The 22619-nt window shown below is 51.4% G+C and carries 24 protein-coding genes; 23 read left to right on the forward strand and 1 reads right to left on the reverse strand.

Annotation, left to right across the window (positions count from 1 at the left end):
- The first annotated feature begins 22 nt into the window (after positions 1 to 22).
- The 5 genes from queA (at position 23) to secF (ending at position 5514) form a co-directional block, all read left to right on the forward strand.
- On the forward strand, positions 23 to 1102 hold the full coding sequence (queA, locus tag BZG84_RS08315; protein ID WP_077478901.1) for a tRNA preQ1(34) S-adenosylmethionine ribosyltransferase-isomerase QueA: 1080 nt from the start codon (positions 23 to 25) through the stop codon (positions 1100 to 1102).
- Between the two features lie 84 nt (positions 1103 to 1186).
- On the forward strand, positions 1187 to 2308 hold the full coding sequence (tgt, locus tag BZG84_RS08320; protein ID WP_069590626.1) for a tRNA guanosine(34) transglycosylase Tgt: 1122 nt from the start codon (positions 1187 to 1189) through the stop codon (positions 2306 to 2308).
- A 36-nt stretch (positions 2309 to 2344) separates the two neighbouring features.
- Positions 2345 to 2674 carry a preprotein translocase subunit YajC gene (yajC, locus tag BZG84_RS08325; protein ID WP_069590628.1) on the forward strand — a complete coding sequence of 110 codons (330 nt, stop codon included), beginning with the start codon at positions 2345 to 2347 and terminating at the stop codon, positions 2672 to 2674.
- A 27-nt stretch (positions 2675 to 2701) separates the two neighbouring features.
- A complete protein-coding gene (secD, locus tag BZG84_RS08330; protein WP_077678134.1) occupies positions 2702 to 4555 on the forward strand; it encodes a protein translocase subunit SecD in 1854 nt (617 codons plus the stop codon).
- 11 nt (positions 4556 to 4566) lie between these two features.
- Entirely contained in the window at positions 4567 to 5514 is a 948-nt protein-coding gene (gene secF / locus BZG84_RS08335) for a protein translocase subunit SecF (RefSeq protein WP_077678135.1), read from the forward strand.
- Between the two features lie 108 nt (positions 5515 to 5622).
- Here secF and suhB read toward each other — a convergent pair whose 3' ends face one another.
- Positions 5623 to 6426 (reverse strand): inositol-1-monophosphatase, encoded by an 804-nt coding sequence (gene suhB / locus BZG84_RS08340; protein WP_069590632.1) that lies wholly within the window; start codon positions 6424 to 6426, stop codon positions 5623 to 5625.
- A gap of 261 nt (positions 6427 to 6687) precedes the next feature.
- Here suhB and trmJ point away from each other — a divergent pair, with 261 nt between their 5' ends.
- The 18 genes from trmJ (at position 6688) to bamB (ending at position 22556) form a co-directional block, all read left to right on the forward strand.
- A complete protein-coding gene (gene trmJ / locus BZG84_RS08345) occupies positions 6688 to 7443 on the forward strand; it encodes a tRNA (cytosine(32)/uridine(32)-2'-O)-methyltransferase TrmJ (protein WP_077478904.1) in 756 nt (251 codons plus the stop codon).
- Positions 7444 to 7575: 132 nt separating this feature from the next.
- On the forward strand, positions 7576 to 8097 hold the full coding sequence (gene iscR, locus BZG84_RS08350) for a Fe-S cluster assembly transcriptional regulator IscR (RefSeq protein ID WP_077478905.1): 522 nt from the start codon (positions 7576 to 7578) through the stop codon (positions 8095 to 8097).
- A 29-nt stretch (positions 8098 to 8126) separates the two neighbouring features.
- The gene (locus tag BZG84_RS08355) at positions 8127 to 9341 is read left to right on the forward strand and encodes an IscS subfamily cysteine desulfurase (RefSeq protein ID WP_069590640.1); all 1215 of its coding nucleotides are present in this window, start codon (positions 8127 to 8129) and stop codon (positions 9339 to 9341) included.
- Positions 9342 to 9395: 54 nt separating this feature from the next.
- Positions 9396 to 9779, forward strand: coding sequence for a Fe-S cluster assembly scaffold IscU (gene iscU / locus BZG84_RS08360; protein WP_069590641.1), 384 nt, complete (start codon positions 9396 to 9398; stop codon positions 9777 to 9779).
- Between the two features lie 21 nt (positions 9780 to 9800).
- On the forward strand, positions 9801 to 10124 hold the full coding sequence (iscA, locus tag BZG84_RS08365; RefSeq protein ID WP_069590643.1) for an iron-sulfur cluster assembly protein IscA: 324 nt from the start codon (positions 9801 to 9803) through the stop codon (positions 10122 to 10124).
- A 13-nt stretch (positions 10125 to 10137) separates the two neighbouring features.
- Positions 10138 to 10650: a co-chaperone HscB gene (gene hscB / locus BZG84_RS08370; RefSeq protein WP_069590645.1), complete on the forward strand. Its 513-nt coding sequence runs from the start codon at positions 10138 to 10140 to the stop codon at positions 10648 to 10650.
- 47 nt (positions 10651 to 10697) lie between these two features.
- Positions 10698 to 12548: a Fe-S protein assembly chaperone HscA gene (hscA, locus tag BZG84_RS08375; protein ID WP_069590647.1), complete on the forward strand. Its 1851-nt coding sequence runs from the start codon at positions 10698 to 10700 to the stop codon at positions 12546 to 12548.
- Between the two features lie 2 nt (positions 12549 to 12550).
- Positions 12551 to 12889: an ISC system 2Fe-2S type ferredoxin gene (gene fdx, locus BZG84_RS08380; protein WP_069590648.1), complete on the forward strand. Its 339-nt coding sequence runs from the start codon at positions 12551 to 12553 to the stop codon at positions 12887 to 12889.
- Between the two features lie 28 nt (positions 12890 to 12917).
- Positions 12918 to 13118, forward strand: coding sequence for a Fe-S cluster assembly protein IscX (gene iscX / locus BZG84_RS08385; RefSeq protein WP_077478907.1), 201 nt, complete (start codon positions 12918 to 12920; stop codon positions 13116 to 13118).
- A 205-nt stretch (positions 13119 to 13323) separates the two neighbouring features.
- The gene (pepB, locus tag BZG84_RS08390; RefSeq protein WP_077478908.1) at positions 13324 to 14619 is read left to right on the forward strand and encodes an aminopeptidase PepB; all 1296 of its coding nucleotides are present in this window, start codon (positions 13324 to 13326) and stop codon (positions 14617 to 14619) included.
- Positions 14620 to 14774: 155 nt separating this feature from the next.
- Complete coding sequence (gene ndk, locus BZG84_RS08395; protein WP_077456448.1) at positions 14775 to 15203, forward strand: nucleoside-diphosphate kinase; 429 nt, start codon at positions 14775 to 14777, stop codon at positions 15201 to 15203.
- Between the two features lie 236 nt (positions 15204 to 15439).
- Complete coding sequence (locus tag BZG84_RS08400; RefSeq protein WP_077478910.1) at positions 15440 to 16561, forward strand: bifunctional tRNA (adenosine(37)-C2)-methyltransferase TrmG/ribosomal RNA large subunit methyltransferase RlmN; 1122 nt, start codon at positions 15440 to 15442, stop codon at positions 16559 to 16561.
- A 28-nt stretch (positions 16562 to 16589) separates the two neighbouring features.
- The gene (pilW, locus tag BZG84_RS08405; RefSeq protein ID WP_069590658.1) at positions 16590 to 17345 is read left to right on the forward strand and encodes a type IV pilus biogenesis/stability protein PilW; all 756 of its coding nucleotides are present in this window, start codon (positions 16590 to 16592) and stop codon (positions 17343 to 17345) included.
- Positions 17335 to 18309 carry a cytoskeleton protein RodZ gene (gene rodZ / locus BZG84_RS08410; RefSeq protein WP_077478911.1) on the forward strand — a complete coding sequence of 325 codons (975 nt, stop codon included), beginning with the start codon at positions 17335 to 17337 and terminating at the stop codon, positions 18307 to 18309. The genes pilW and rodZ overlap by 11 nt, the downstream gene beginning before the upstream one ends.
- A gap of 15 nt (positions 18310 to 18324) precedes the next feature.
- Positions 18325 to 19458, forward strand: coding sequence for a flavodoxin-dependent (E)-4-hydroxy-3-methylbut-2-enyl-diphosphate synthase (gene ispG / locus BZG84_RS08415; RefSeq protein ID WP_077478912.1), 1134 nt, complete (start codon positions 18325 to 18327; stop codon positions 19456 to 19458).
- A 47-nt stretch (positions 19459 to 19505) separates the two neighbouring features.
- Entirely contained in the window at positions 19506 to 20774 is a 1269-nt protein-coding gene (gene hisS, locus BZG84_RS08420) for a histidine--tRNA ligase (protein ID WP_069590664.1), read from the forward strand.
- A gap of 12 nt (positions 20775 to 20786) precedes the next feature.
- On the forward strand, positions 20787 to 21389 hold the full coding sequence (locus tag BZG84_RS08425) for a YfgM family protein (protein WP_077478913.1): 603 nt from the start codon (positions 20787 to 20789) through the stop codon (positions 21387 to 21389).
- A gap of 9 nt (positions 21390 to 21398) precedes the next feature.
- Positions 21399 to 22556 carry an outer membrane protein assembly factor BamB gene (gene bamB / locus BZG84_RS08430; protein ID WP_069590668.1) on the forward strand — a complete coding sequence of 386 codons (1158 nt, stop codon included), beginning with the start codon at positions 21399 to 21401 and terminating at the stop codon, positions 22554 to 22556.
- Positions 22557 to 22619: the final 63 nt, after the last annotated feature.

Consider the following 22619-nt stretch of genomic DNA (forward strand, 5'->3'; position numbering starts at 1 on the left):
GCTTTTTATCTAGGCAAATGTCATGCAATTATCCGATTTTCACTTTGAACTTCCCGATGAGTTAATTGCACGCTATCCGCAGCCGGATCGCAGTGCAAGTCGCTTATTGTCACTCGATGGCACAAGCGGTGAGGTGGTACATCGTCAGTTTAAAGATATCCTCGAGCTGGTTGAGCCTGGGGATTTGATGGTGTTCAACAACACACGAGTGATCCCTGCGCGTGTGTATGGCCGCAAAGCGTCGGGCGGTAAAATAGAGGTGCTGGTGGAGCGCGTGCTCGACGAACGTCGTTTCCTCGCCCACGTGCGCGCGTCTAAAGCCCCCAAACCCGGTGCCGAATTATTCCTTGGCGATGACGGACAGATCCCTGCAGAGATGGTGGCACGCCACGATGCTTTGTTCGAAATCCAGCTAAACGGCGATAAAGGCGTGGTAGATACGCTTAACGACATCGGCCATATGCCGTTGCCGCCATACATCGACCGCCCTGATGAAGAGAGCGATAAAGAACGCTATCAAACTGTGTATAACCAAAAGCCCGGGGCAGTTGCTGCGCCAACGGCGGGGTTACACTTTGACGATGCCATTATGGCTGCGCTTAAAGAAAAAGGCGTCAATATGGCGTTTGTTACCTTGCACGTCGGCGCCGGAACATTCCAACCCGTGCGCGTTGATAATATCGAAGAGCACGTAATGCATGCAGAGTATGCGGAAGTGCCACAAGAGGTTGTTGATGCGGTGAACCACACCCGTGCGCAAGGTAAACGCGTGATTGCGGTGGGAACCACCTCGGTGCGTTCACTGGAAAGTGCGGCACAAGCGGCGAAGCAAAACGGTGAGCCGTTGGCGCCATTTTTCAACGATACTCAGATTTTTATCTATCCTGGTTATCAATGGCAGCTGGTGGACGTGTTAGTGACCAATTTTCACTTGCCGGAATCAACCTTGATCATGCTGGTGAGCTCTTTTGCCGGTTACGAACATACCATGGCCGCCTATCGTGCGGCAGTTGAAGAGCGCTATCGCTTTTTCAGCTACGGCGATGCCATGTTTATTACCCGTCAGCAAGACGCTGACTCATCGACAACGACACGAGATTAACTGCTCGTGCGATGCTTGCGGCATGATAAACCTTGCACGCATAAGACACACGCCAGACTGTTTCTCTGGCACTGAGGAGGATTCGTGGAATACGAACTGAAGAAAACCGACGGACGCGCCCGCCGTGGCCGTTTGATCTTTGAGCGCGGGACTGTAGAAACCCCAGCATTTATGCCGGTAGGAACGTACGGGACCGTAAAAGGAATGACCCCAGAAGAAGTTAAAGGAACCGGTGCCGAAATCTTGCTTGGCAACACCTTCCACCTTTGGCTACGTCCGGGTCAAGAGGTAATGCGACTGCACGGGGATTTGCATGACTTTATGCAGTGGCAAGGACCCATCTTGACCGACTCTGGCGGCTTCCAAGTCTTCAGCTTGGGCGATATCCGTAAAATCACCGAAGAAGGGGTTCATTTCCGTAACCCTGTGAATGGTGATCGCATCTTTATGGATGCGGAAAAATCGATGGAGATCCAATATGACCTTGGTTCAGACATCGTAATGATTTTTGATGAGTGTACCCCTTACCCTGCGACGCACGCCGAAGCGAAAAAGTCGATGGAGATGTCATTACGCTGGGCAAAGCGCAGCCGCAATCACTTTGACAAATTAGGTAACAAAAATGCGCTGTTCGGTATCGTGCAAGGTGGTGTATATGAAGATCTGCGCGATGTATCGGTCAAAGGGCTCACTGAGATTGGCTTTGATGGTTATGCTGTCGGTGGTTTGGCCGTGGGTGAGCCAAAAGAAGACATGCACCGCATCTTGGAGCATACCTGTCCGCAACTACCAGAAGATAAGCCCCGCTATCTGATGGGCGTGGGTAAGCCTGAAGATTTGGTGGAAGGCGTTCGTCGTGGCGTAGACATGTTTGATTGTGTGATGCCAACCCGAAATGCCCGCAACGGCCACCTCTTTATTACCGGCGGTGTGATCAAGATCCGTAATGCGAAACATAAAAGTGATACCTCGCCACTGGATCCAGAGTGTGACTGTTACACTTGCCGCCATTACAGCCGTGCTTACTTGCACCATTTAGACCGCTGTAACGAAATTCTTGGCGCGCGCCTCAATACCATCCATAACTTACGTTACTATCAACGAGTGATGGAAGGTTTGCGTCACGCGATTGACGAAGGTAGATTAGATGCCTTTGTAGAGGATTTCTACGCGCGTCGTGGCAAGGAAGTGCCGCCGCTCGACTGATTTCGAATTCAACAACTAGAACGAGGACGTGATTGAATGTTTATCTCACAAGCTCACGCAGCCGCTGAAGCCGGACCACAAGGTGGTGGTATGCAGCTATTTATCATGCTTGGCCTTTTTGCGGTGATTTTCTACTTTATGATTTACCGCCCGCAAGCCAAACGTGTTAAAGAGCACAAGAACTTGATGGCTTCTATGAGCAAAGGGGACGAAGTACTGACCGGTGGTGGTTTGGTGGGTAAAATCACCCAAATCGCTGAAGACAATGATTTTATTGTCATCGCCCTGAACGACGACAACGAAGTGACGATTAAAAAAGACTTCGTGACCGCTGTTCTACCTAAGGGTACCATCCAGTCTCTTTAATTCTCGCAACCATAAAGGATGCATGCTGTGCTAAACCGTTATCCTTTGTGGAAGTACATCATGTTGCTGGTAATCTTGGTTACCGGCATCGTGTATGCGCTTCCCAATTTATACGGTGAAGATCCAGCAGTACAAATTTCCGGGGCGCGTGGCGCCTCGGTAGATATGACTGCGCTGGACTCCATCAAACAAACCCTCGAATCCAACGATCTCTCCTATCAATCTATCGCGCTCGAAGACGGCACCGTGTTGGCCCGCTTTAAAGACACTGAGACCCAAATCAGTGCTCGCGATCTTCTGATGTCCCGTTTTGATAGCAACGACTATGTGGTGGCTTTAAACCTGGCTCCGGCGACGCCGACTTGGCTAGACGCGCTGGGTGCCACGCCTATGAAGCTTGGTCTTGACTTGCGTGGCGGTGTGCACTTTCTCATGGAAGTGGACATGGACGCGGCACTCGAAAAGCTGATGACGCAGCAGGAAGACAGCTTCCGTACTGATCTGCGCGAAGCGCGTATTCGCTACCGCGGCATTCGAATTGAAGATAATACCCGCGTTGTGGTGCTTCTGCGTAATGCGCAAGACACAGACAAAGCACTTGAGCTGCTGTCGAACAACTATCTGGATATGAACTTCTCGGTAGATGGCGATCAAGGCAAACTGACCGCCGTCTACAAAGAAGAGCGCCTGAAAGAAATTCGTAACTACGCGGTGGCACAAAACATCACCATTTTGCGTAACCGTGTGAATGAATTAGGTGTGGCCGAGCCATTGGTGCAACGTCAAGGCGCGAGCCGCATTGTGGTTGAGCTTCCGGGTGTACAAGATACGGCGCGTGCGAAAGAAATTCTTGGCGCGACGGCGACCTTGGAATTTCGCGAAGTGGATCAAGACGCCGACTTGTCTGCTGCCATGGCTGGCCGAGTGCCGCCGGGTAGCGAGCTGATGATGACCCGTGATGGTCGTCCAACCGTGTTGAAAAAGCGCGTGATCCTGACCGGGTCTCATATTACCGATGCGAGCTCGTCACGTGACGAATACAGCCGTCCTCAAGTCAATATCTCGCTAGATAGCGAAGGTGGCGACAAGATGTCGGACTTCAGTAAACGCCATATTGGTGAACTGATGGCAACGGTTTTCGCTGAGTACAAAGACAGCGGAGAGCGCGACGAAAACGGCAAAGTGATCTTGGAAAAGCACGAAGAAGTGATCAACCAAGCGACGATTCAATCGGCGTTGGGGCGTAACTTCCGGATTACTGGCATCGACTCGCCTGCAGAAGCACACAACCTCGCGTTGCTGTTACGTGCAGGTGCCTTGATTGCTCCCATCTCTATTGTTGAAGAGCGCACCATTGGTCCATCTATGGGGCAGCAAAACATCAATATGGGTGTGCAAGCCTGTATCTGGGGATTGGTTGCGGTGATGATCTTCACCTTGATTTACTACCGTCGCTTTGGCCTTTTTGCTAACTGTGCGCTGTTTGCGAATATCGTGCTGATCATCGGTATCATGTCTTTGATTCCTGGGGCGACCATGACGCTACCCGGCATTGCCGGTATTGTCCTCACCGTGGGGATGGCCGTGGATGCGAACGTACTTATCTTTGAGCGTATCCGCGAGGAGCTGATTGAAGGGCGTAATCCACAACATGCGATTGATCGGGGTTACTCCAATGCCTTCAGTACCATTGCTGATGCCAATATCACCACATTGATCACTGCCATCATCTTGTTTGCAGTGGGTACAGGGGCAATCAAAGGCTTTGCTGTGACGCTGTCGATCGGTATTTTGACCTCAATGTTTACGGCCATTATCGGTACACGTGCGCTGGTTAACCTGGTGTACGGCGGTAAACGCGTCAAGAAACTGTCGATTTAAGGGAGCCAAGCATGTTTCAAATTTTTAAACCAGACATGTCGATCAACTTTATGCGTTGGTCCAAGTTGGCCTTCGTTTTTTCGCTTGTCATGATTGCCGCGTCTGTGGTCACCCTGTCAACCAAATGGTTGAATTGGGGGCTGGACTTTACTGGCGGAACCCTGATTGAAGTCGGCTTCGAGCAGCCGGCAGATTTGCCTGCAATTCGTGAAGCCTTATCTGCTGATGGGTTTGACGATGCGGTGGTGCAAAACTTCGGCAGCGCTACGGATGTGATGGTCCGTTTGCGTCCGCGCGATGATATGCAGGGCGAAAATCTGGGTAACGAAGTGCTCCGTGCGATCAAAGAAGGCACGGGTGAAGCAGTCGAAATGCGCCGGATTGAGTTTGTGGGTCCAAACGTCGGGGACGAACTGACCGAAGCGGGTGGTCTGGCGATCATCATTGCCTTGGTTTGTATTTTGATCTACGTCTCATTCCGCTTTGAGTGGCGTCTGGCTGCCGGTGCAGTTATGGCGTTGGCGCATGATGTGATCATCACCTTAGGGATCTTCTCACTGTTCCAAGTTGAAGTAGACTTGACCATTGTTGCCGCGTTGCTAACGGTGGTGGGTTACTCGTTGAACGATACCATCGTGGTATTTGACCGGATTCGTGAAAACTTCCGTAAGCTGCGTAAAGGCGAGTCGGATGAGATTATCAACGCCTCTATCTCACAAACCTTAAGCCGGACCACGATTACATCCGGGACCACCTTGTTTGTGGTTATCGCTCTATTCACCTTGGGCGGTTCAATGATCCACGGGTTTGCCATGGCATTGCTGATTGGTATCACGGTAGGTACGTATTCTTCGATTTACGTTGCGTCAGCGTTGGCGCTGAAATTGGGGATTACTCGCGAGCACTTGCTGGTACCCGAGGTGGAAAAAGAAGGTCAAGAGTTCGACTCTATGCCTTAATGCTGTCGGCTACCGACTCGGTGGCCGCTGCTTTACCACTCCATTTGGTAATAAAAAAAGCGGCGCTCGATGAGCACCGCTTTTTTCTTGTTTCGTCTGTCGTGTCGATTATTTCTTCATCGACTCAGGCGCATTCTCACGCACTTTTGCCAGCATACCTTTCACGATACGTGGGTTACCACTGACAATGTTGCCTGAGTGCATGTAATCGGTGCCGCCACTAAAGTCGGTACAAATCGCACCCGCTTCACGAGCAATCAGCTCACCGGCCGCAAGGTCCCACGGCTTAAGGCCAAGCTCAAAGAAACCGTCCACACGGCCAGCGGCCACGTAGCACAGATCCAAGGCTGCTGAACCGGTACGACGGAAGTCTGCACAATCAACAAACAAAGCACTGATCACGGCCATAAAGCCTTCAGCATGTTGCTTCGCTTTGAAGGGGAACCCCGTCGCGAGGATGGTGCCGTTCAGATCTTTTGCGCTGCCGGTACGGATACGTTTGTTATTAAGTTGCGCGCCAGCACCGCGTTGTGCGGTGAATAGCTCGTTACGCATTGGGTCATACACGCAGCCGATTTCGGTGCGGCCTTTAATGCGCACAGCAATAGAAACGCTGAAGTGAGGTAAGCCATTAACGAAGTTAGTGGTGCCATCCAGTGGGTCGATGATCCATTGATAGTCGCTATCTTTACCTTCCGCAACGCCAGATTCTTCACCAACGATGGTGTGGTCAGGGTAGGACTTTTTGATGATGTCGATGATGATTTGCTCAGCACCTTTGTCCACATTGGTGACAAAGTCATTGGTGCCTTTTTGCGCGGTTTCGATGTTGTCTCTGTGTTCTGCAGATTTAGCGATAAAGTCGCCAGCCTTCCGTGCAGCACGGACGGCGATGTTTAGCATCGGATGCATACGATTTTCCCAACGGATGTTAAAGAACGAAAGCGGGCGCGAGTATAACAGAGCTGGATGAAAAGGAAAGTGGTTATTTTTTCATCGCCACGAGTCAGACAATTAGCGCGGTAACATGTTTTTCGTTAATAGTCGCTCTTGTCCTAGCTGAGAAGTATTATCGATTGCACTGTGATAAACTGCGCAGATCTTTCAGACCTCTGCTTGCGGGTAGTCAAAGCCAATAATTACCCCAGTAGTGCAAGAGACGACGATAACACCATGCTAGATCAAATTCGCGTAGTGCTAGTGGGCACTTCCCACTCCGGCAATATCGGCTCGGCGGCACGAGCCATGAAAGTAATGGGCTTAAGCCGTATGACCCTAGTGGCACCTCAATGTGACGTTGATGGGCAAGCCATTGCACTGGCTGCCGGTGCCAGTGATATCGCCAATAACGCGCGAGTGGTGGACACGCTTGAAGAAGCCGTGGCCGATTGTGGCTTGGTGATTGGGACCAGTGCACGTAGCCGAACGCTAGAATGGCCGATGCTAGATGCCCGCGAGTGTGGGAAAAAGGCCTTGTCTGAAGCACCGTCTCATCCGGTTGCGATTGTGTTCGGCCGTGAGCGCACAGGACTCACAAATGAGGAGTTGCAAACTTGTCATTATCATGTCGCTATTCCTGCCAACCCAGATTACAGCTCGTTGAATTTGGCCATGGCGGTGCAAACACTCTGCTATGAGCTACGTATGGCATGGTTAGAAAGCCAGGCGTATCAAGGCGAGAGTCAGGTTCAAGACTATCCGCTTAATGAAGAGCTGAGCCGTTTTTACCAACACCTTGAAAAGGTGTTAACCCAAACTGGTTTTATTCGTAAACAGCATCCTGGCATGGTGATGACCAAATTGCGTCGTCTGTTTAATCGCGCAAGGCTGGAGAGCCAAGAGCTTAATATTCTGCGAGGCGTCTTGTCGTCGGTTGAAAAAGGGACCCAGCCAGCAGAGGCATCACCATCCAATAAAGAGAATTCATAACGGCATTGATCGATCTCATTGGCACGACGTAATAGGGCAAATAAAACCTGACTAAATTACTCAGGTAAATACTTGACCAAAACACTCAAGTATGTAACCATTTGACCATCTATTCACCACAGGTAGCGTGTTATGAGACTGACTTCGAAAGGCCGTTATGCGGTAACCGCGATGCTCGATGTCGCCCTTCATTCTGAGCAGGGCCCGGTGCCACTGGCAGACATTTCTGAGCGTCAAGGCATTTCATTGTCTTACCTTGAGCAACTTTTTTCTCGCCTGCGTAAGGCGGGGCTAGTGAGCAGTGTTCGTGGCCCAGGCGGTGGTTATCGTCTTGGTGTAGAAGCCACTGATATCGCGGTAGGTGCCGTGATCGCGGCGGTTGACGAATCCGTAGACGCCACTAAGTGCCAAGGTAAAGCTGACTGTCAAGGCGGTACTCGCTGTTTGACGCATACCTTGTGGCGCGATTTAAGTGCCCGTATAAGCGGTTTTCTAAATGACATCACGCTCGGTGAGCTGATGCAAGATAACGAAGTGAAGCAAGTAGCAGATCGTCAGGACGCTAAACTGGATGCCACCTTGGCGCCCAGACATTCTTTTAGCTCACAAGTAAAGCAAGACAGTGTCACCATTGGTGTCAATGTTCGCTCCTGATGACCATGTCGGTGTAATTGGAGAAAAACATGAAATTGCCCATTTATTTTGATTACTCAGCCACGTGTCCGGTTGATCCGCGTGTGGCTGAAAAAATGAGTCAGTACCTGACTATGGACGGGTTCTTTGGTAACCCGGCCTCTCGCTCGCACCGTTTTGGCTGGCAGGCAGAAGAAGCGGTAGATACCGCTCGTGAGCACATCGCGAACTACTGTAACGCTGATCCTCGTGAAATCGTCTTTACCTCTGGTGCGACCGAGTCTGACAACTTGGCAATTAAAGGCATCGCTCACTTCTACGCGAAGAAAGGCAAGCACGTCATTACTTGTAAAACCGAGCATAAAGCGGTGTTGGACCCATGCCGTCAACTCGAGCGTGAGGGCTTTGAAGTTACCTACCTTGAGCCAGAAGAAAATGGCTTGGTAGACATGAAAAAGCTCGAAGCTGCGATGCGTGACGACACCATCTTGGTGTCCATTATGCACGTGAACAACGAGATCGGTGTGATTCAAGATATCGCGGCCATTGGCGAACTGTGTCGTGAGCGCAAGATCATGTTCCATGTCGATGCGGCGCAATCTGTCGGTAAACTGCCTATCGATGTGCAAGAAATGAAAGTGGACCTGATTTCATTCAGCGCCCACAAAGCTTACGGACCTAAAGGTATCGGGGCACTGTATGTACGCCGTAAACCACGCGTACGTATCGAAGCGCAAATGCACGGTGGTGGCCACGAACGCGGTATGCGTTCAGGTACACTCCCTACCCACCAAATCGTGGGCATGGGTGAAGCTTTCCGTATTGCCAAAGAAGAGCGTGAAAAAGATTACCAACATGCACTGGCATTGCGTAACCGCTTCTACGAAGGCGTCAAAGATCTGGAAGAAGTCTACGTCAACGGTGATATGGAACAGCGTGTTCCACACAACCTAAACGTGAGCTTTGCGTTTGTTGAAGGCGAATCTTTGCTGATGGCATTGAAAGACCTTGCCGTTTCTTCAGGCTCAGCCTGTACGTCAGCAAGCCTTGAGCCTTCTTACGTATTGCGTGCACTGGGACGTGACGATGAGCTTGCACACAGCTCACTGCGTTTCTCATTTGGCCGCTTCACCACAGAGGAAGAAGTGGACTACGCGGTTGAAAAAGTCCGCGAAGCGGTGAACAAACTGCGTGAAATGTCTCCATTGTGGGATATGTACAAAGACGGTATCGACCTAAGTACCGTTGAATGGGCGCACCACTAATTCAAAAAACGCGCCAGCTGGCAACAGTGAGCAATCATATTTGAGGAAACGATTATGGCTTACAGCGATAAAGTAATTGACCACTACGAAAACCCACGTAACGTCGGTGCGTTTGAAAAAGATGATCCGTCTGTCGGTAGCGGCATGGTAGGTGCGCCGGCTTGTGGTGACGTTATGAAGCTACAAATCAAGGTGAACGACCAAGGCATCATCGAAGACGCCAAATTTAAAACCTACGGTTGTGGGTCAGCGATTGCATCAAGCTCGCTAGTGACTGAGTGGGTAAAAGGCCGCTCAATTGATGATGCCGCCGCGATCAAAAACTCAGAGATCGCCGAAGAGCTAGAACTTCCGCCGGTAAAAGTGCACTGCTCTATCTTGGCAGAAGACGCTATCAAAGCGGCAGTGAGTGACTACAAGAAAAAACACCAGCAGTAAAACCAAGGGGTTGTTGTAACTATGGCGATTACCATGACACAAGCGGCATCTGATCGCGTCAGAGCTTTTTTGGATAACCGAGGCAAAGGCATCGGCCTGCGACTGGGTGTCAGAACGTCAGGTTGCTCGGGCATGGCTTATGTCCTTGAGTTTGCTGATGAGCTGCAAGAAGGCGATCAGGTGTTCGAACGTGACGGTGTAAAGGTGATTGTCGACAGCAAAAGCCTGCTTTATCTCGAAGGGACAGAGCTGGACTTTGTGAAAGAAGGCCTTAATGAGGGCTTCCAGTTCAACAACCCTAACGTGAGCAGCGAGTGTGGTTGTGGCGAAAGCTTTAACGTGTAATTCGTGAGAGCACATGAATCATTTTGAACTCTTCGAGCTACCGTACCAGTTTGAGCTGGACGGTAGCTCGCTTTCTTCCACATTCCGGGAACTGCAACGTCAGTACCACCCCGACAATGTGGCTAGCCAAGACGATAAGACCCGTCTTCAGGCGGTACAGAAAGCATCCCAAATAAACGATGCGTTCCAGACCTTAAAAGATCCGGTGAGTCGCGCAGAATACATGCTGCTCCTGCAGGGTATTGACTTGAAAGACGAGCAACAGACCATGCAGGATCCGGAGTTTTTAATGCAGCAAATGATGCTGCGCGAAGAACTTGAGTCAATCACCGACAGTCATGACGACGCGGCATTGTTTGATTTTGGTGAGAAAGCCCAAGCGCTTTACGACAGCTTGATCGCGGACGTTAAAACTGCGCTAGCACAATCGCAGTGGCAAGATGCTGCGGTGATCGTTCGTAAGCTCAAGTTTGCGGTCAAACTTCGTCAAGAAGTGGAACGCGTTGAAGATCAGCTCATGGGCTGATGTTGCACTTATTCGCCTGTCAACGCAGTAAAGTTTAAGGATCCGACATGGCACTGTTACAGATTTCAGAACCCGGTCAAAGTGCTGCGCCGCACGAGCACAAACACGCGGTGGGCATTGATTTAGGGACCACCAACACCTTGGTAGCGTCGGTGAGAAGTGGCAAGGCGACCACCTTGAACGACCATCAAGACCGACCTTTAATCCCCTCCGTCGTCCACTACGGTGAAGAGACTGTTTCTGTCGGTTACGATGCACTAGACAAAGTGCAGACAGACAGCGCGAACACCTTGGTGTCCGTGAAGCGTATGATGGGGCGCTCATTGGAAGATGTCCAAGCTCGCTACCCTAATTTGCCTTATCAGTTTTCTAAAACCGAAAACGGCCTTCCACAAGTCGAGACGCGTCGAGGGGCGATTAACCCAGTTCAAGGTTCGGCTGATATTTTACGTGCTGTTCGTGAGCGTGCTGAGGACAGCCTGGGCGACGCCTTAGAAGGCGTGGTCATTACGGTGCCCGCTTACTTTGACGATGCGCAGCGCGCAGGGACCAAAGATGCGGCCAAACTTGCAGGCCTTAATGTCTTGCGCCTGCTTAATGAGCCAACTGCAGCGGCGATTGCCTACGGCCTCGACTCTGGTCAAGAAGGCGTGATTGCCGTGTACGACCTTGGCGGCGGTACCTTTGATATTTCTATTTTGCGCCTTTCGAAAGGGGTGTTTGAGGTCATGGCCACGGGCGGTGACTCGGCACTGGGTGGCGACGATTTTGACCACTTGGTTGAACAGTGGATCTGCGAGCAAGCCGGATTTGAAACCCTGAGTGGTGATGAGCGTCGTACGGTGCTTCACGCGGCGACACAAGCCAAAATTGCGCTATCGTCGGCGGACACCACTGCCATTGATGTGCTTGGTTGGCAGGGCGTGCTGACGCGAGAAACCTTCGATCAGCTGGTGGCGCCACTGATCAAGAAAACCTTGATGTCGTGCCGTCGTGCACTGAAAGATGCCAGTGTCAGTGCTGATGAAGTGCTGGAAGTGGTTATGGTGGGCGGTTCAACCCGTGTGCCTGCGGTTCGTGAGCAGGTTGGCCAATTCTTCGGTCGTGAGCCCCTCACCAGCATTGACCCAGATAAAGTGGTTGCCATGGGCGCGGCCACTCAAGCGGATATTTTAGTCGGCAACAAGCCAGACTCTGACATGTTGTTGTTGGATGTGATCCCCTTGTCACTCGGTATTGAGACCATGGGTGGCTTGGTGGAAAAAATCATTCCACGTAATACCACGATTCCTGTCGCCAAAGCGCAAGAGTTTACGACCTTCAAAGACGGCCAAACCGGCATGAAAGTGCATGTAGTACAAGGCGAGCGTGAGATGGTCGACGACTGTCGCTCACTGGCCCAGTTTAGCCTGAAAGGCATTCCACCTATGACGGCTGGCGCGGCACATGTGCGCGTCACCTATCAAGTGGATGCTGACGGTTTGCTGTCTGTCACCGCGATGGAAAAATCGACCGAGGTTGAAGCGTCCATCCAAGTGAAGCCGTCTTACGGCCTCAGCGATGACGAGATCGCTACGATGATCAAATCATCGTTTACCCATGCGGCGGAAGACAAAGACGCGCGCTACTTAGCAGAGCAGCGTGTTGAAGCTGACCGCGTGATTGAAGGGCTGCTTGTTGCGATGCAACAAGATGGCGATACCTTGCTTGATGCCGATGAGCAACAAGCACTGGTGAATGAAATAGAAAAACTGATCGCTCTGCGCAACGGTGATGATGGCGCTGCGATAGAAGCCGGAATCAAAGCGCTGGATAAAGCAAGCCAGACTTTTGCGGCACGTCGCATGGACCAATCGATTCGTCATGCGTTGGCCGGCCAATCCATTGATGAGGTGTAATCATGCCTAAGATTATTGTTCTGCCACACCAAGATTTGTGTCCAGAAGGCGCAGAATTAGAGGCCAAAGAAGGTGAAACGGTTCTCGACGTGGCACTAAAAAACGGTATTGGGATTGAACATGCCTGTGAAAAGTCCTGTGCCTGTACCACATGTCACATCATTGTTCGTGAAGGCTTCGACTCACTCGACGAAAGTGACGAGCTAGAAGACGATATGCTGGATAAAGCGTGGGGGCTGGAGCCTGAATCGCGTCTCGGCTGTCAGGCAAAAATCACGGATGAAGATCTCGTGGTCGAGATCCCACGTTATACCCTCAACCATGCGGCAGAAAACCATTAATCCAAGCCGCTAAGGACGGAGAAGCAAGATGAGCTTGAAATGGACAGATTCACGCGATATCGCGATTGAACTGAGTGATATTTACCCAGATGTAGATCCTAAAGCGGTACGCTTTACGGATTTACACCGTTGGATCACTGAGTTAGAGGATTTTGATGACGATCCGGAGCGCTCCAATGAGCGTATCCTAGAAGCGATCATCATGTGTTGGATGGATGAGCTAGACTGAGGGTTAACTCTCGTGAGTGGCTGATAATACTTGTATTTTAGCCACTGCCTCGGCACAGTATCTGTGGCCAAATATCTAACACATTATTAAAAGCGGGCCAATCGGCTCGCTTTTTTACATTCAACTGGCTGTCATCGACCTCGATTAAGATAGCCGGATGACGCTGCGCAGCAAAAAGCAGCGCGATAGTACAAGGAGTGCAACTATGTCTGAAACATTAATGGTTACTTTGTCGTATGAACCGGCAGCCGCGCATTGGGGCGAGAACGCCTTGGTCTCATTTGAGGCGGATAAAGCGGTTGTACACGCGCCAAAAGGCGAGACGCAACGTGATAGAGTACAGCAAGCCGCTCGCAAGCTTGAAGGGCAAGGCGTACCCGCATTAACGCTTGGTGGTGACCAGTGGGACTTGGAACTGGCGTGGGCGTTCTATCAAGGTTTGCGCGGCCCGAAAAATGCCGTCGCATTTGAACAGGCGGTGCTCAGTGGCGCCGATGCCGATGAGTTCGCCCTGCGCCAGCAAGTGGGCGATTGGGTGCGCGACATTATCAACCAAACTGCCGAAGAAGTGGGCCCTCATCAACTAGCTGCCCGCGCGGGGGAGTTTGTCAAATCCATGGCCCCGGAGGCGGTCAGTTATAAAATTATTTCTGGCACCGATTTGCTTGAGCAAGGTTGGAACGGCATTTACACCGTTGGACGTGGTTCGGCGCGTAAACCGACCATGCTGCAGCTTGACTTCAACCCAACTGGTGATGAATCTGCCCCTGTCTATGCGTGTTTAGTGGGGAAAGGGATCACCTTCGACTCGGGCGGTTACAGCATTAAGCCGTCTGACTTTATGGCGTCGATGAAAGCCGATATGGGGGGGGCTGCCACCGCGACCGGCGCATTAGCAATGGCGATTGCTAAAGGGCTGAATAAGCGCGTCAAACTGATCCTATGCTGCGCAGAAAACATGATCTCAAGCAGCGCCTATAAGCTTGGGGATATCATTACCTACAAAAACGGTGTGACGGTCGAAGTGCTCAACACTGATGCGGAAGGCCGATTAGTCTTAGCCGATGGTCTGATGTACGCCAGTGAACACAAGCCTGAACTCTTGATTGATTGCGCGACCCTAACCGGTGCAGCGAAAGCCGCGTTGGGTAATGACTATCACGCTTTATTCAGTTTTGACGACTCGCTGGCGCATCGCACCCTTGAGGCGGCGCAGCAAGAAGGTGAAGGTATGTGGCCGCTGCCACTGGCAGAATTCCACCGGAAACTCTTGCCTTCATCGTTCGCGGACATTGCCAATGCGTCTTCTGGTGCATACATGCCAGGCGCGAGCACCGCGGCTGCGTTCTTGTCCTACTTCGTGGAGGATTATCAAAAAGGTTGGATGCACGTTGATTGCTCCGGCACCTACCGAAAAGCCGCGAATGACAAATGGGCGGTGGGCGCAACCGGTATGGGCGTGAAAACCCTTGCCCGTGTGTTGCTGGATGAGGCGAAATAATTGCTCATTGACTGAAAATAGGCGAAGCATGTCACTGATTTTTTTGTGCCAGTTAACGCTTCGCCTGATTAGCCATAGGGCGCACGGATAAAGTCTGCTAGGGTAGGCCCGTATCGTCCCTTGAGGCCCATTACAGAGAGTGAAAGGAAAAGCGAATGACCATTGAACGCACTTTTTCTATCGTCAAGCCTGATGCCGTAGAGCGTAACCTCATTGGTGCTATCTATCAGCGTATCGAAAGTGCTGGTTTGCGTATTGTCGCAGCGAAAATGCTGCATCTGACCAAGGAGCAAGCAGAAGGGTTTTATGCCGAACACCAAGGCAAACCGTTCTTTGCGTCACTGGTTGAGTTTATGACCTCGGGTCCCATTATGGTCCAAGTGCTAGAAGGTGAGGGCGCGATTAGCCGTTATCGCGAGCTAATGGGGAAAACCAACCCAGAAGAAGCGGCCTGTGGCACCTTGCGCGCCGATTTTGCAGAAAGCATGCAATACAACTCAGTGCATGGCTCGGATAGCCCCGCGTCTGCTGAGCGTGAAATTGCTTACTTCTTCACGGCTGATGAGATCCATCCTCGTTGCTAATCCCGCTTTTAGCGCACGGGTGTTTTAAAAAGAGGCGTTGGCCTCTTTTTTTACGTCTTAAGTGCAAATAACCCTGCTCGCTGAGAGTGGAAACTGTGATCTAAAGCCTGTACAATTTCGCGCCTTGAGCGCGCACGCCAGCCCCTTGTCGGCATGACAGGGCGGACAAGCAGCGTGACGCAATGGCGAATATACTTGTCTTTACCACACAGCTAGTTCTTACGAGGCAACCCCCAATGACAACAGAGAAAGTTAATCTGCTTGATTTTGACAGGCAGGCACTCCGTGCATATTTTGCTGACGAGCTCGGCGAAAAGGCATTCCGTGCCGACCAAGTCATGAAGTGGATCTATCACTTCGGTTGCGACGACTTCGATGAGATGAACAACATCAACAAGAAGTTGCGTGAGAAACTCAAGCGTGTGGCTGAGATCCGCGCACCAGAAGTGGCATCGGCCCAGTACTCAAAAGATGGCACCATTAAATGGGCCATGCGTGTGGCTGGCCAAAATGTTGAAACCGTCTATATCCCAGAAGATGACCGGGCTACCTTGTGTGTTTCTTCGCAGGTTGGTTGTGCACTGGATTGTAAATTCTGCTCGACCGGTGCCCAAGGCTTTAACCGCAACTTGCGCGTGTCTGAGATCATCGGTCAGGTATGGCGTGCGGCGAAAGAAATTGGGATTGAAAAAGAAACCGGTCGCCGTCCGATCACTAACGTGGTGATGATGGGCATGGGCGAGCCGTTACTGAACATGAAAAACCTGATCCCAGCGTTGAACCTGATGCTAGACGATAACGCCTATGGCCTATCGAAGCGTCGCGTGACGGTCTCAACCTCAGGGGTTGTATCTGGCCTTGAGCAAATGATCGGTAAAATCGACGTTGCGTTGGCGATTTCTCTGCATGCGCCGAACGATGAGCTTCGCAGCCAGATCATGCCAATCAATGACCGCTGGGACATTGAGGCATTCCTTGATGCCGTACGCCGCTATATTGCGACATCGAACGCGAACCGTGGTCGTGTCACGGTTGAGTATATTTTGCTCGATCATGTCAATGATTATATGGAGCATGCGCGTCAGCTCGCAGAGCTACTGAAAGATACGCCAGCGAAGATTAACCTTATTCCATTTAACCCGTATCCTGAGTCTCCGTACAAGAAACCGAGTAATTCTCGTATCGATAGGTTTATGAAAACCTTGATGGAATACGATTTTACCGTGACGGTACGCAAGACGCGTGGAGATGATATTGATGCCGCTTGTGGACAATTAGCTGGCGATATCATTGATCGAACCAAACGCGCCGAGAAGCGACTGGGTGCACAGGAGGTTATCCCTGTTCGTCCAGTCTGACCGTTAGGCTCAGAAAAAGGATAGGGACATGCACCGTACTGGCTGTGTACTCTTACTCATCATGACGTTGGCTGGATGTGCCACGCCAGTAGAAAAGCAAAAAAGTTCAGAATTTGATAGTATTCGGGCAGCAGATGCCCGAATATCACTGGGATTAGGCTACCTAAACAGTGATCGCTATCAACAAGCGCAGCAAAACTTACAACAAGCGCTACGATATGCGCCAGACTACTATCGTGCCTTGCTGTCGATGGCGTATTATCAACAACGTGTCGGAGAAAGTGAAAAAGCCGACCGTTTTTATCAACAAGCATTGCGCCAGGCGCCCGATAATGGCGATGTATATAACAATTATGGTGTATTTTTGTGTGAGCAGCGGCGTTTTGCTGCGGCGAAGCAAGCATTTTTGCAAGCCATTGCGCAACCGTATTATCATCGGGTGTCAGACAGTTATGAAAATGCCGCTTTTTGTCAGCTAACCGCTGGGGAAAGGCAAAGTGCAAAAGCCTTGTTTGAAAAAGCCGTCGATCATGACCCACTTCGAGTGCGGTCAGGATTGCAACTTGCCAAACTTGAAATCGAGGATGGGCAAGAGACGCGTGCTATCGCACGAATTCAACGTCTGCAAAGACAGATCGGCGAGCGCCCTGCGGGGTTGCTGCTTTTAGTGAAGGCACATCAACAACAAGGCAACGCGGAGCAAGCTGCCCATGATGCACAACGATTGGCGCAACAGTTTCCAGAATCCAAAGAATATCAATTGTACCTAGCGAATGAATACTGAACAGACGGAAGAACAAGCGCAAACGCATACTCAACCTGCGCCCGGGGAAGTATTAAAGCAAGCGCGTGAAAAAATGGGCTGGAGTGTTCGCGATGTTGCCGACAGGCTGAGATTGCGCGTGAGCGTGATTGAAGATCTCGAAAACAACAATCCAGATACCGAACAATTGGCCACGTTTACACGTGGCTATTTGCGATCCTACGCCAAACTGATGCAAATTGACGCCGATAGTCTGATTGGTACCAGCGATATGGAAGCCAATAGTGCTGAAACGGTGCAAAAAATGCAGAGCTTTTCACGCAAAACACGGCGTCAGAAAAGCGAGAGTCGCTTGATGATGCTCTCGGGTGTGATTGCGCTGATCTTAGTTGGGATCACGGGTGCTTGGTACTGGCAAAATCAACAAACCGTTGAACCCATAGTGCCACAGCAAGCAGCGGACGAGTTGGTGACCACGCCGAATGACACCGATACCATGCCGGTGGCTGAGCCACTTCCAGAAGCCGCACTGCAAGAAACACAAAGCGATGAGCCTGCACAAGCACCTATCTCGGACGCTGAATCAGAGCCATCGGTGCCGGCCTCTAGCGAAAGACAACAAGCGACACAAGCCGTGGCGCCAGAGTCAACGACCAGCGAACCGAGCATCAGCGAACAAATCGATGAAGCCCAGCGCGTTGCCAATGACAGTGTCGGCAATGATAACGAAGCGCCGGTCGCTGCGGACAACACATTGGTCATGCGCTTTAGCAGCGATTGCTGGATTGACGTCCGTGATGCCACCGGTGCGCGCTTGGCCACGGGCATTAAAACCAACGGCGATGCACTGACTTTAAACGGTGAGCCGCCTTATCAACTGGTATTGGGCGCCCCAAGTGCGGTGACCATTACTTTTAATGGCGATAATATTGATCTTGATGGCTATCCAACCGGCCAAGTGGCACGGTTGCGCCTTCCGCAGTAATCAGAGAACGTCGACATGCATACCGAATCCCCGATTAAACGCCGTCCGTCTAAACGTATTTACGTCGGTAATGTTCCCATTGGTGATGGTGCGCCGATAGCGGTGCAATCGATGACCAATACGCGCACCACAGATGTAGATGCCACGGTGGCGCAAATTAAAGCGCTAGAAAAAGTGGGCGCCGACATTGTACGTGTCTCGGTACCGACGATGGATGCGGCTGAAGCTTTTAAACTGATCAAGGCGCAGACCGCGATCCCGTTGGTCGCGGATATCCACTTTGACTACCGTATTGCCTTAAAAGTCGCAGAATACGGTGTGGATTGCTTGCGCATCAACCCAGGTAACATTGGCCGTGAAGAACGCATTCGTGCCGTGGTGGATGCTGCACGAGATAAGAATATCCCGATCCGTATTGGCGTGAATGGCGGATCACTGGAGCGTGATTTACAAGAAAAATATGGCGAACCGACCCCAGACGCGCTAGTTGAGTCAGCGATGCGCCATGTCGATATCCTGGATCGGCTCAACTTTGATCAATTTAAAGTCAGCGTGAAAGCCTCAGACGTATTCTTAGCTGTTGAGTCATATCGAAAATTGGCGCAGCAAATCGATCAACCGCTGCACCTTGGCATTACCGAAGCGGGTGGCGCCCGTGCGGGTGCGGTTAAATCTGCGGTGGGCCTAGGGATGCTATTAGCGGAAGGCATTGGTGATACCTTGCGCGTATCTCTTGCCGCCGATCCGGTAGAAGAAATCAAAGTCGGTTTTGATATTTTAAAATCACTGCGGATTCGTTCACGCGGGGTGAACTTTATTGCCTGCCCAAGCTGTTCGCGTCAAGAATTTGATGTGATAGGAACCGTGAATGCGCTCGAACAGCGCCTTGAAGACATCACCACGCCGATGGATGTTTCTGTGATTGGCTGTGTGGTGAATGGACCCGGTGAAGCCGAAGTCTCTCACCTAGGTTTGGCAGGAGGCAACAAACGCAGCGCCTATTACCTCGATGGCAAGCGTCAGAAAGAGCGTTTCGATAACGAGAACCTTGTCGACGCACTTGAGGCAAAAATTCGCGCGAAAGCGGCGATGATGGATGAAAAAAACCGCATCGACGTCTCACAAATTGAAAAGGAAGGCGAAGCCTAACGGCCGCCTTCTCCATTCTCACTCTTTAATCGGTAACGGAAGTTAACGTGGCTAAAACAATTCAAGCAATTCGAGGCATGAACGATTGCCTCCCGTCTCAGTCTCCCCTATGGCAAAAACTAGAGAACACGGTCAAGCAGGTGGTCAGTGCTTACGGCTATAGCGAAGTACGCATGCCTATCGTGGAAGCGACACACCTTTTTAGTCGCGCCATCGGTGAAGTCACCGACGTTGTCGAAAAAGAAATGTACACCTTTGATGATCGCAATGGTGACAGCCTCACACTGCGTCCGGAAGGGACGGCGGGCTGTGTGCGTGCCGGCATTGAAAATGGCTTGCTGTATAACCAAGAGCATCGCCTTTGGTACACGGGCCCAATGTTCCGTCACGAGCGTCCTCAAAAAGGTCGCTATCGTCAATTCCACCAATTTGGCGTGGAAGTGTTCGGTATTGATGGCCCAGACGTCGACGCTGAACTGATCATGATGACGGCGCGTCTCTGGCGTGAGCTAGGCATTGCCGATCACGTCCGTTTAGAGCTTAATTCAATTGGCTCGCCACAAGCGCGAGCTGACTATCGCCAAGCCTTGGTGGATTTTTTGATGCAGCATGAATCTGTTTTGGATGAAGACAGCAAACGCCGCATGAAAACCAACCCATTACGTGTGTTGGATACCAAAAATGCCGACATCCAAGCCATTCTGGTGGATGCACCTAAGCTGAGCGACTACCTCGATGAGGAATCGAAGCAGCATTTTGCCGGCTTATGTGAACTCTTGGACGCAGCAGGCATCCAATACGAGGTTAACCACCGTTTGGTCCGTGGCCTTGATTACTACAACCGCACCGTGTTCGAGTGGATCACAGACAGCCTTGGCGCCCAAGGCACAGTATGTGGCGGCGGTCGCTATGATGGTTTGGTTGAACAACTCGGCGGTAAAGCGACGCCTGCGGTTGGATTCGCAATGGGCCTCGAGCGTCTCGTTCTGATGCTCGAAACCCTGAACCAAGACGATGTGCGTCCTGCAGTGGATGTGTATGTTGTCACGGTTGGAGAAGGCAGCCTCGTTGCCGGTATGCAGCTGGCTGAGCGCTTACGTGAGCAAGTCCCGGGCCTACGTGTTATGTCGCACTTTGGCGGGGGTAACTTCAAAAAACAATTTAAACGTGCGGACAAAGTCGGTGCGTCTGTGGCACTGGTGCTTGGCGAAGATGAAGTCGCCAATGGCACCGTGGCAGTAAAAGATTTGAAAGGCGGCGAGCAGCAAACCTTGAAACAAGACGAGGTCGCCGCGACACTCGCAGATTTGATTTAGAGAGGACAGATCGTGGACGTCTACACCACAGAAGAACAGCAAGTTGAAGCGATTAAAAAGTGGTGGCGAGATAACGGCAAAGCCGTTGTTATTGGCGCTGTAGTCGGATTGGGTGTGCTATATGGATGGCGTTACTACCAAGCACACGTGACTGAGAGCAAGGAACAAGCCTCACAGCAATATGTTCAAGCGCTTAGTGGTCTGGACAAAGGCGAAACCGCCGCCCTTGAGAACGTGGTTAAAAGCGAAGACCACGAAGGCTATCGCGCGTTAGCTGCCATGCAGTTGGCGAAAAAACTGGTTGAACAAGGGGAGCTTGCGCAAGCGAGCGAACAGCTTCGTCAAGCCAGTGCTTGGGTTAAAGACGATGCCATTCATGGCTTAATTGCCACACGTCTTGCGCGGATTGAGGCGGAGTTAGGTAATTATGACACCGCAGTGACTGAGCTCGATAGCGTGACGGCACCAAGCTGGCGCGCAAAAGTGGAAGAGATCCGTGGTGATATCATGCTGCTTAAAGGCGACAAAGATGCGGCACGTAGCGCCTATGCGGCGTCACTTGCAGCGGCAGAGAGCCCAACCGTCAACATGAAGCTTAACAACCTCAGTCAGTAAGGTCGCGGTATGACAAAAGGATTATGGCGTGGGGCGGCGATGGCAGCTGCCTTGGCGTTGCTCGCCGGTTGTGCCGGTGAAGAAGATGTGGTGCAAATGGCACCATTGCCGACGGTGAATAGCCAATTTACCCCAAGCTTGCAATGGAAAGCACAAGTCGGTGATGGCGTTGGTCATTATTACTCTGCACTGCGTCCGGTCGTGGCCTATGACAAAGTCTTTGCCGCAGATCGTAACGGCCTTATCGGCGCGTATGATTTACAGACCGGCCAGTCGGTATGGGAACAATCAGTGCAAACCGATGTACCTGCTTTGCTCTCGGGCGGTTTGAGTGCGTCTTACGGCAAAGTCTATGTTGGTGCAGAAACCGGAGTGCTTTATGCACTGGATGCCGAAAACGGGGAACTCGTTTGGCAACAAAACGTCAACGGTGAGATCCTGTCAAAACCTTTGGTTGAAGCTGGACTGGTGGTAGTTAACACCAGCCGCGGTGAGCTAGTTGCGTTGGATGCCGAATCGGGTGAAGTGCAATGGAACAACACCAACGATGTACCCAATCTCAGCTTGCGTGGTGACAGTGCGCCCGTCACTATCTCTGGCGGTTTATTCTGGGGCATGGCCAATGGTCGATTGGGCGCGGCGATGATCCAAGATGGTCGCTCGCTCTGGCAAATTCCGATTGCCACGCCGAAAGGGGCGACCGAAATTGATCGTCTGGTCGATGTGGATGCCACTCCGGTGATTGAAGGCGACCGCCTGTACGCGGTGGGGTATAATGGTCAATTGGTGTCGATTGATTTGCGCTCTGGCCAAGCGGCGTGGAAGCGTGATTTTTCGACAGCGACAGACTTTATGGTTGCGGGCAACACCGTTTATCTGATTGATGATAAAGACGATGTCGTGGCATTGGATGCACGCAACGGCCTAGAAAAATGGCGTAACACTGAGCTGGAATACCGGATTCTCACGCCACCTTCGGCGAGCAGCGGTTACATCATGGTAGGTGACAGCCAAGGTTATTTGCACTGGCTTGATCCACAAACCGGCGAGTTTGTTGCTCAGCAGTCACTGGAAGGTAATGGCATCGCTGTTGCGCCAGTACAAACGGATAACGGCTATATTGTGATCACACGTGATGGTCAAATGAGAAAACTGACCATCGAGTAGAATTAGCCAACATAATTATTTTGGGCTCCTGACTGCTCTGACAGTGAGGAGCCTTGTTCATTG

The organism is Salinivibrio sp. PR932 (genome assembly GCF_001996125.1).
Lineage (GTDB): Bacteria > Pseudomonadota > Gammaproteobacteria > Enterobacterales > Vibrionaceae > Salinivibrio > Salinivibrio proteolyticus.